Origin of the sequence: Mycolicibacterium palauense, assembly GCF_002592005.1 — a bacterium.
Taxonomy (GTDB): domain Bacteria; phylum Actinomycetota; class Actinomycetes; order Mycobacteriales; family Mycobacteriaceae; genus Mycobacterium; species Mycobacterium palauense.
In genome coordinates, this window is sequence record NZ_NVQF01000134.1 from 1 (window position 1) to 9672 (window position 9672).

Here is a 9672-nt window from a genome sequence, read left to right on the forward strand (position 1 = left end):
TCTTGGGTTTGTGTGTGCGTCGCAGGTTTCTGATGGGAGCGGTGATGTGAACTGTTTTTATTGACGATAGTACCACCACGGGGCGATACACAAGGGGTATGGTCGGCAGCGTCAGATGGGTATAAGAGCCAGCCCCCGAGACGCCGGACGTCGCCGCACCCGAGGTGACCGACGTGGTGGACGAGCCCGCCATTGAACCGGCACCCGACGCCGCGCCGGCAGCCCCCTCCGCGCCCGTCGAGGCCACGGTGAGCGCACCGCCGTCGGCCGACGCCCCCGTGGTCGCCACCGAGGAGGCGACCACAGAGGACACCACGGAGGACACCGGCGCGGCGTCGGTGGTCTCCAACGTCATCCACGCCGTCTTCGGCTCCGAGAACAACTCCGCGCCCACCACCCCGGCGGATTCACCGCTGGAGTGGACGATGCTGGCGTTCGCGCGCCGCGAGTCCTTCGGCCAGACCGCCAACGTCGAACCGACGGCGCTGGCCGCCGCCCAGGCCACCACGGAAGTCCAGGCCATCCCCCAGAACGCACCGTTCGGCTGGCTTCAGCAGCTGCCGGTGGTCGGGCCGCTGGTGGTCACCCCGATCGTCACGCTCATCCACCAGATCCCGCTGATCGGCGACGTCCTGCACCCCCTGATCGGCTACCCGGTCGACCACGCGGCGCCGGCCGGCACCCCGCAGGCCAGGGACGTCAAGATCGTCTCATTCGACGGCACCGAGATCTACGTGCACTTCATGCCCGCCGAGGGCCTGGCGGCCGGCGAGAAAGCACCGACGATCCTCGACGGACCCGGCCTGGCGCTGCCCGGCTCGACGATGCTCAACGCTCAGAAGGACGGGTTCCTGCCCAACGACGTGATCGGGATCGGCACCCTGCGCGACGCCGGCTACAACGTCGTGACCTGGGACCCGCGCGGCGAGTGGCACTCCGGTGGTCAGCTGGAGATCGACTCCCCGGACTTCGAGGGCCGCGACGTGTCGGCGATCATCAGCTGGGTAGCCGCCCAGCCTGAGGCGCAGCTCGACAGCCTCGTCGACCTCGATCCCCGCCTCGGGATGGTCGGCGCCTCCTACGGTGGCGGCATCCAACTCGCCTCGGCGGCCATCGACGACCGGATCGACGCGATCGTGCCGACCATCGCCTGGCACAGCCTGAACAGCTCGCTGTACAAGAACGAGGCGTTCAAGAGCAGCTGGGGCACCTTCCTGAGCGCCGGGCTGATCCTCACCCTGGCGCGCACCAACCCCCGGCTGATTCCCGCGGCGATCTACGGCGACCTGACCACCAAGCTGAAAGAGTCCGACCAGGAACTGCTCGCCGAGCGCGGGCCCGGCGATCTGGTCGACAACATCACCGCGCCGACCCTGCTGGTGCAGGGCACCGTCGACACGCTGTTCACCCTCGCCGAGGCCGACGCCAACGCCCAGGCGCTGCTCGCCCAGGGGGTGCCGACCAAGGTGCTGTGGTACTGCGGCGGCCACGGGGCGTGCCTGAGCAGCAGGAACGACGGCGTCCTGATCCGGGAGCGGACCCTGCAGTGGCTGCAGCGCTACGTGCGGGGCGACGTCACCGTCGACACCGGGGCGCTGTTCGAGTGGGTCGACCAACACGGCCGGTATCACGCCTCGGACACCTACCCGATCACCGCGGGCACGCCCGTCACGGCGGCGAGAACCACCGCCAAGACCATCCCGTTGTTCCCGTTCGTCGGCGGGTCCGGCCCGCAGCCGGCCATCCTGTTCGCCGGGCTGATCCAGACCCTGGTGGGCATCCCCTCCGGTGCACCGGCCCTCAACGCCGTCAACCTCACCCTGCCCACGGCCACCGAGACCACCTACCTGGTGGGCGCGCCCGAGCTCACGCTGACCTACTCGGGCACGGGCACCGCCCGCCACGTCTACGCCCAACTGGTCGACCCGTCCAGCGGATTGGTGCTGGGCAACCTGGTCACACCGGTGCCGGTCACGCTGGACGGGCAGACCCACACGGTGACCGTGAAGATGGAGCAGATCGCGCACAGCCTGGCCCCCGGGGAAGCCGTCAAACTTCAGGTGGTCGCCTCGGCCTTCCCCTACGAGAACGTCCTGTCGCTGGGAGTGCTGACCGTGTCCGGCATGCAGATCAGCGTGCCGACCGCCGATCCCGCGGCCGTCTCCGACGTGCCTGCCACCGCCACGGTGGCCGCGGCCTAGCGGCCCGGCCCCAAACAAGGAGGCCCGACCATGATCGAACACGAGCTCGACACCGCCAACTCCATCCTGACCGTGCGCCCCGTTTCCGCCCTCGCCCAGGACGACTTCGCCGAACTGGCCAGGGAGATCGACCCGCAGATCGAGCAGCACGGCAACCTGGCCGGGCTGATCCTCGAGGTCCCCTCGTTCCCCGGCTGGGAGAACCTCGGCTCGATGATCACCCACCTTCGCTTCGTCCGCGATCATCAGAAGCACGTGAAAAAGGTCGCGGTCGTGACGGATTCGGCGCTGGGAGACGTCGCCGAACACCTCGCATCCCATTTCGTGTCCGCGGAGATCAGGCACTTCCCCGCCGGCGACGTCGTGGCCGCCCGGAACTGGATCACCACCGCCGCCTGACCACCGGCTATCCACTCGGGGCCGCCCTACCGGTCGCGGGATCGACTCCGTGAAATAGAATTGGGGCGCGGTGCGGGGGCGACGGGAGCTCATCCGCCCCCCGCTCTGCGGGGAACGGCGCAGTAACGACTTCGCCCTGGACCGCTGGCGACGTGCGCACTCCCTTCTTGGAACAGCGCACGCATGGCCGAACTTTTCCGATTGCGTGCGAAACGGCAACGGATAAGAAAGGCCCAATGACTTTCACGACCACCCAGGACAACGCTGAACTGCGGTTACGTGAGCAAAACTACGGCGAAGACCCACTGGCCGACCGCGACACCGACCTGTACCGCGGTGAGTACGTCATGAGCTTCGTCGAGAAATGGGATGAACTGATCGACTGGGACGCACGCGCCCAGTCCGAGGGCCGCTTCTTCATCGATGTGCTGCGCGCCCGCGACAAGACGAGCGTGCTGGACGTGGCCACCGGGACCGGTTTTCACTCGGTGCGGCTCACCGAGGCCGGCTTCGACGTGACCAGCGCCGACGGGTCGGCAGCGATGCTGGCCAAGGCGTTCGAGAACGGTAAGAAGCGCGGATTGATCCTCAAGAGCGTGCAGGCCGACTGGCGTCAGCTGAACAAGAGCATCCAGGGCAAGTACGACGCGATCATCTGCCTGGGCAACTCGTTCACCCACCTGCACGAGGAGCAGGACCGTCGCCGCGCACTGGCCGAGTTCTACGCCGCGCTGCGCCACGACGGCATCCTGATCCTCGACCAGCGCAACTACGACGAGATGCTCGATCACGGCTTCAAGACGCAGCACAAGTACTACTACTGCGGAGACCAGGTCACCGCCGAACCCGAACACGTCGACGACGGCCTCGCCCGGTTCAAGTACACCTTCCCCGACGGGTCGGAGTACACGCTGAACATGTTCCCGCTGCGCAAGAACTATGTGCGGCGGCTGATGCGCGAAGCCGGTTTCGAACGGGTCCGCACCTACGGCGACTTCCAGGAGACCTACCAGGACAACGAGCCGGACTTCTTCGTCCACGTCGCGGAGAAGTCGGTGGAAACCGCCTCCGGCGCCGCCGACGAGGCCGAGGCCTACTACGACAGCGACGACGCCGACAGCTTCTACTCACTGATCTGGGGCGGCGAGGACATCCACGTCGGGTGCTACGAGGACACCCGCGACATCGCGTCGGCCAGCATCGAGACCGTCGACCGGATGGCCGGCACGCTGTCGAATCTTCGCCCCGGCGCGACGGTGGTCGACCTGGGGGCCGGCTACGGCGGCTCGGCACGCCGCCTGGCCAACGTGCACGGCTGCGACGTCACCTGCGTCAACATCTCCGAGACGCAGAACGACAACAACCGGGCCAAGAACCGCCGCGCCGGGCTGGACGAGCGCATCGACGTCATCCACGGCAGTTTCGACGACGTGCCGATGCCGTCGGAGAGCGCCGACGTGGTGTGGTCGCAAGACGCCTTCCTGCACGCCCCCGACCGCCGCAAGGTGATCGAGGAGGCCTTCCGGTTGCTCAAGCCCGGTGGCGAACTGGTGTTCACCGACCCGATGCAGGCCGACGACGTCCCCGACGGGGTGCTGCAGCCCGTCTACGACCGGCTCAACCTGCACGACCTGGGTTCCATGCGGTTCTACCGCGAAGCGGCCCAGGCCATCGGATTCGAGGTCGTCGACCAGATCGACCTGGTCCACAACCTGCGCACGCACTACGACCGGGTGCGCGAGGAGCTGGAGTCCCGGCGCGCCGAGCTGGCCGACAAATCCTCGGCGGACTACCTCGACAAGATGGTGGTCGGGCTGCGTAACTGGGTGCAGGCGGCCGACAACGGCTATCTGGCCTGGGGTATCCAGCGCTTCCGCAAGCCGGCCTGACGCCCGGCGCCGGGCGCGGCGCGATCCTCTCCGAACGCGCCACGCCCGGCATGCCGGCGGGTTGCCCGAACCCGCCGGTACCGAGGACCACCGCCCGTAGAATCCGGGCATGAACCCGAGGCCGACGTCGCCCTAGGCGGATGGGACGACACGAGGTTCCCGTGCGCCGCCGTGGTGGGATATCCCTGCACGGCGTGAACAAGACGTACGGGACCGCCGAGGCCTCGGTGCGGGCGCTGCGGGACATCGAGCTGGACGTCGACCCCGGCGAGCTGGTGGCCGTCGTCGGGGAGAGCGGCTCGGGCAAGACCACGCTGCTCAACGTCATCGGCGGCATCGAATCCGTGGAGAACGGATCGATATCGGTTGCCGGGCAGGACATCTCGGGCCGCCGACCGCGCGCCCTGGACAGGTTCCGCCGCGAACACGTCGGCTTCGTGTTCCAGTTCTTCAACCTGATTCCCACGCTGACCGCCAGGGAGAACGTCGAGGTCCTCGTCGAGCTGACCGGGCGCGGGGACCGCCGCAGCGCCGCCGATCTGCTCGACGCGGTGGGGTTGGCCGACCGCGCCGACAGTTTTCCCGGCCAGCTCTCCGGCGGCCAACAACAACGCGTCGCGCTGGCACGCGCGCTGATCACCGACCCGGATCTGCTGTTGGCCGACGAACCCATGGGCGCGCTGGACGTGTCCACCGGCCGGCGGGTGCTGGAACTGCTGCAGCAGACCAACCGGTCGGGCCTCGGCGTGATCATGGTGACGCACAACAGGGCCGCCGCCGAGATTGCCGACCGCGTTCTGCAGATGCGCGACGGGGCGATCGTCTCCGACGACCGCAACAGCTCCCCCGCCGAGGCCTCCGCCGTGCGGTGGTGACGGCCGTGACGGATTCCGGACACGTCAAGCGACACCGCAGGGGACTCGGGCCGCATCCGATCCTGCTCCGCAAGACCATTCGCGACCTGCGCCGCCGACCGGCCCAGTCGCTGGCCATCGCGTTCATCGTGATGCTCGGGGTGCTGCTGTTCATCGCCAGCTACGACTCGTTCCGCAACCTGACCGCGTCCTACAACCGCACCTACGAGCGGATGCACTTCGCCGACCTGACCGCATCCGGCGGGAATCCGGAGCGGTTGGCCGCGACCGTCGCCGGGGCCCCCGGCGTCGCCCGGGTGTCCACCCGCAGCGTGGGCGACCTGCCGCTGAACATCGACGGAACCAAGCTGATCGGGCGGGTGACCGGGCTGACCGGCCCCGCCGGTGTCAACCGAATCGAGATCGACCGGGGGCGGTTGCCCAGCGCGCACAGCGGCGACGAGGTCGCGATCGAGAAACACGCCGCGCAGGCCTTCGGCCTGACACCGGGGGACCGTCTGCAGGTCTACGACGGGTCGGCGTGGCGCAGCGTGCTGGTCAGCGGGGTGGCGCTGTCCCCCGAGTACCTCTGGCCGGCGCGCAGCCGCCAGGACATCCTGCCGGACCCGCATTCGTTCGCCGTGCTGTTCGCGCCCCCGCCGCTGGCCGGGACGCTGACTGGGCACGGCCCCGATCAGACGCTGGTCGAGATGGCACCCGGCAGCTCTTCGGCCGACCGCGACCGCGTCGCCGGGCTGCTGATGTCCGGTGGAGCACTCGATGTGCAGACCCGCGCCGACCAGCCCTCCAACGCCGCCCTGCACGAAGACCTCGACGGCTTCTCCGAGCTCGCGGTCGGCTTCCCGGTGCTGTTCCTGACCGCCGCGGCGATCGCCGAGTACGTGGTGGTCACCCGGGTGGTCCGCAGTGAGCGCCGCATCATGGGCGCGATGCTGGCCATGGGCGCGCGGCCGGCGAGAATCGTGCGGCACTACCTGTTCTACGGCGCGGCGGTGGCCACCGCTGGGGCGGTACTGGGCGTGGTGTTGGGCGCCGGCGCCACCTCGATGGTGACCGGCCTGTACACGTCGGCGATCGGGGTTCCCGACACCGTCGTGCATCACAACGTCGGCACCGCCGTGCTGGGGTTCGCCCTCGGCCTGGGCACCGGGCTGCTGGCGGTGCTCGCCCCGGCGATCGCCGCGGCGCGCGCCGCACCCGCCGACGCCATGCGCGGGGAACGGCCGGTCGCGCGGATGGGCCCGCTGACCCGGGCCACCGCCCGCTGGCGTCTGCCCGCGGTGGTCCAGCTGGCGCTGCGCTCGCTGACCCGCAGCCCGCGACGGACCGCGGCCACCATGGTCGGGGGCATCCTCGCGCTGATCCTGGTGCTGGCCACCGTCGGGATGATCACGAGCATGCGCGCGATGCTCGACGCGCAGTTCGGCGACGTCCAGCGCGAGGACGCCTCGGTGCTCGTCGCGCCCGGCTCCGGCGTCGCGGCGGCCTTGCGCGCGGTCCCCGGGGTGGCCGAGGTGGAGCCGAGCACCACCGTGCAGGTCACCGCGAGCGCCGACGGACACACCTACACCACCGCGCTGACCGGCTTCGCGCCGCAGACCTCCATGCACGGCTTCCGCGCCGCCGGCGGCGGCCACCGCGGCCTGCCCGGCGACGGCGTGCTGGCCGGGGCTGCGCTGGCCGACGAACTTCACGTCGGGGTGGGCTCGACGTTGACGGTGACCCCCGTGGGCCACGCGCCCCGCCAGGTCCGGTTGGCCGGGCTGCTCGACGAACCGCTGGGCACCGCCCTCTACGCCACCAACGCCACCGTCGGCGCCCTGACCGGGGACCCGCCCAACGGGTACCTGCTGCGCTTCGGTGCCGATACCGACCGCGACACGGTCCGGGCGCAGATCACCTCGCTGCCCGGAGTGCTCGCCTACACCGACACCCACGCCCTGGAGAACACCGTCAACCGCTACCTCGGGCTGTTCTGGGCGTTCGTGGGGGTGATGCTGGCCCTGGGCGCCACCCTGGCGTTCGTGGTGATCTACGTGACGATGACGGTGAACATGGCCGAACGCGGCACGGAGCTGGCCACGCTGCGCGCGGCCGGAGTCTCCACGCCGCGACTGACCGGGACGCTGGCGCTGGAGAACCTCGCCGCAACCGCGCTGGCGATTCCGCCGGGCCTGGTCGCCGGTGCGTTCGCGGCGTGGTACTTCCTGCGGTCGTTCAACAGCGACCTGTTCTCGATGAGCCTGTCGCTGGGCTGGTCGACCCTGCTGCTGGCCGCGCTGGCGGTGCTCGCGGCGGCCGCGTTGTCACAGCTGCCGGCGATGCGCATGGTGCGCAATGTGGATATCGCCAGGGTGGTGCGCGAGCGGGCGCAATAGCCGGGCGAAAGCATTGCCCGGAGCGCCGTCGGCGCGGAGTTACCGAATTCGGCTCCGCGCTACCGCCACAGGGCTACGCTCCCTTTTCCAGAGCCATGAAGACCACCAATCCGATGCGTCACCCCTTCCGCGTTCCCCGCGTCGAGCAGCCGCGGGTCGAGGGCCGCTTCTACCTGCCCAGCGGCCGCCGCCTGGGTTACGCCGAATTCGGCGATCCCGCCGGGGCGCCGGTGCTGTGGTTCCACGGCACACCGGGCGGGCGCCGCCAGTTGCCGCTGATCGGCCGGCGCGCCGCCGAGAAACTCGGCCTACGGGTCGTGGTGGTGGGCCGACCCGGCTCCGGTTTGTCCGATCCCCATCCCTACCCGGCGGTGGCCGACTGGGCGGGCGACGTGCTGCACGTCGTCGACGCGCTGGGCGCCGAGCACGTCGGGGTGGTCGGCCTGTCCGGGGGTGGACCCTATGCCCTGGCGTGCGCGGCGGTGCCGCCGCTGTCCACCCGGGTCAAGGCGGTGGCGGTGCTGGGCGGCGTGGTGCCGTCGGTGGGCCCCGAGGCCCTGGCCAGCGGGGTCATCGTCCTGGCCCGCCAGTTCGCGCCCGCGCTGCAGGCGCTGCGGCAGCCGCTGGCCCAGGCCGTGTCCGCACTGCTGACGCCGGCGATCCCGTTCGCGCACTGGGCCACCCAGGCATATGCCCGCACCACTCCGGAATCCGACCGGCGAGTGCTGGCCGATCCGGAGATGGAGGGCATGTTCGTCGACGACCTGGTATTGCTGGCCGGGGGCCGGTTCCAGGCCATCGTCGACGATGCCCGTCTCTTCGGGCGCGACTGGGGTTTCCGGCTGACCGACGTCGCGGCCCCGGTGCGGTGGTGGCACGGCGACACCGATCACATCGTGCCGCTGCGCGACGCGCAGGCGGCCGTCGAGCTACTGCGCGACGCCGAGCTGGTGGTGCGCCCCCAGGAAAGCCACCTCGGCGGTTTCGCCACCGCCGACGAGATCCTGACCTTCATGCGCACGCACCTGTGACCTCCAGGGGCTGGTCTTCAAGAGGCTAGGTCTGCAGGAAGCCGATGTTGCGACGGCCCTTGCCGATGACCCGTTCGGGATCGGTGTCGAGGGTGTGGGCCAGGATCTCGTGGTAGATGTCGCGGAAGTCGGTGGTGGTTTTCAGGTCGCCGTGGTCGAGGTCGGTGAGACTCGGCTCGTCACCGTAGAAGCCGCCCTTAACGGGATCACCGAGAATGAACACCGGCCCGGCCGTGCCGTGGTCGGTGCCGTCGGAGGCGTTGGCCTTCACGCGGCGACCGAACTCGGAATACATCATCACCGTCACGTTGCGGCCGAACTTATCCCCGGACATCTTGTGCATGAACTGCGTGACGGCGGTGTCGAGCTCCTTCAACAACCGTTGGTGTTTGTCGCGTTCACCGGCGTGGGTGTCGAATTCGCCGAATGCCAGGCTGTACACCCGGGTGGGCACGCCGGCCTTCACGCACTTGGCGACGGCGTCCAGTTGCGTAGCCAGCTTGGCCCGGGCGATGTCCGTCTCTTGGGTGTCAGAGGTGTCGTCGGAGAGGACCGGCTCGAGGCGGTCGGCCAGCTTCACGGTGTCGCGATACACCTCGCGCACCGGGGACATGTTTCCCCGGTCGTGTTTGTCGGGGGCGGCTAGGGCGTGTCTGCTTAGTGTGAATGGTGTTGTGCTTGATGCTGTTCAGGTGGTCCGGGCTGATGTGATTTCTGATGATTTGTGGTCGTTGATCGAGCCGTTGATGCCCTCGGGGCGGCGGCGCGGTCGTCCCTGGAATGATCATCGGCGCACGTTGGAAGGCATTATCTGGCGTTATCGCACCGGATCTCCGTGGCGTGATCTGCCCGAGCAGTTCGGTGCTTGGCAGTCGGTGGCCGAACGGCATCTGCGCTGG

General features: G+C 69.3%; 8 protein-coding genes. 7 read left to right on the forward strand and 1 reads right to left on the reverse strand.

What is annotated here, in order from left to right; all coding sequences use genetic code 11:
• Positions 1–173: 173 nt before the first annotated feature.
• From CSR00_RS28245 to CSR00_RS28270, 6 genes are all read left to right on the forward strand, one after another.
• Positions 174–2201, forward strand: coding sequence for a S15 peptidase family protein (locus CSR00_RS28245; RefSeq protein WP_245906687.1), 2028 nt, complete (start codon positions 174–176; stop codon positions 2199–2201).
• A 30-nt stretch (positions 2202–2231) separates the two neighbouring features.
• Positions 2232–2600 carry a SpoIIAA family protein gene (locus CSR00_RS28250; RefSeq protein ID WP_099025686.1) on the forward strand — a complete coding sequence of 123 codons (369 nt, stop codon included), beginning with the start codon at positions 2232–2234 and terminating at the stop codon, positions 2598–2600.
• Between the two features lie 236 nt (positions 2601–2836).
• Positions 2837–4489 (forward strand): glycine/sarcosine N-methyltransferase, encoded by a 1653-nt coding sequence (locus CSR00_RS31910; protein WP_099025687.1) that lies wholly within the window; start codon positions 2837–2839, stop codon positions 4487–4489.
• Between the two features lie 140 nt (positions 4490–4629).
• Positions 4630–5364, forward strand: a complete 735-nt coding sequence (locus CSR00_RS28260) for an ABC transporter ATP-binding protein (protein WP_099025688.1) — start codon at positions 4630–4632, stop codon at positions 5362–5364.
• Positions 5365–5495: 131 nt separating this feature from the next.
• Complete coding sequence (locus tag CSR00_RS28265; protein WP_099025691.1) at positions 5496–7742, forward strand: ABC transporter permease; 2247 nt, start codon at positions 5496–5498, stop codon at positions 7740–7742.
• 95 nt (positions 7743–7837) lie between these two features.
• Positions 7838–8773 carry an alpha/beta fold hydrolase gene (locus tag CSR00_RS28270; protein WP_099025689.1) on the forward strand — a complete coding sequence of 312 codons (936 nt, stop codon included), beginning with the start codon at positions 7838–7840 and terminating at the stop codon, positions 8771–8773.
• A gap of 25 nt (positions 8774–8798) precedes the next feature.
• Here CSR00_RS28270 and CSR00_RS28275 read toward each other — a convergent pair whose 3' ends face one another.
• Entirely contained in the window at positions 8799–9377 is a 579-nt protein-coding gene (locus CSR00_RS28275) for a DUF1501 domain-containing protein (protein WP_245906697.1), read from the reverse strand.
• An 88-nt stretch (positions 9378–9465) separates the two neighbouring features.
• On the opposite strand from CSR00_RS28275, the gene CSR00_RS30915 reads away from it, so the two are divergent.
• Positions 9466–9672 (forward strand): transposase (locus tag CSR00_RS30915; protein WP_245905878.1); only part of this gene is annotated, 207 nt, incomplete at its 3' end.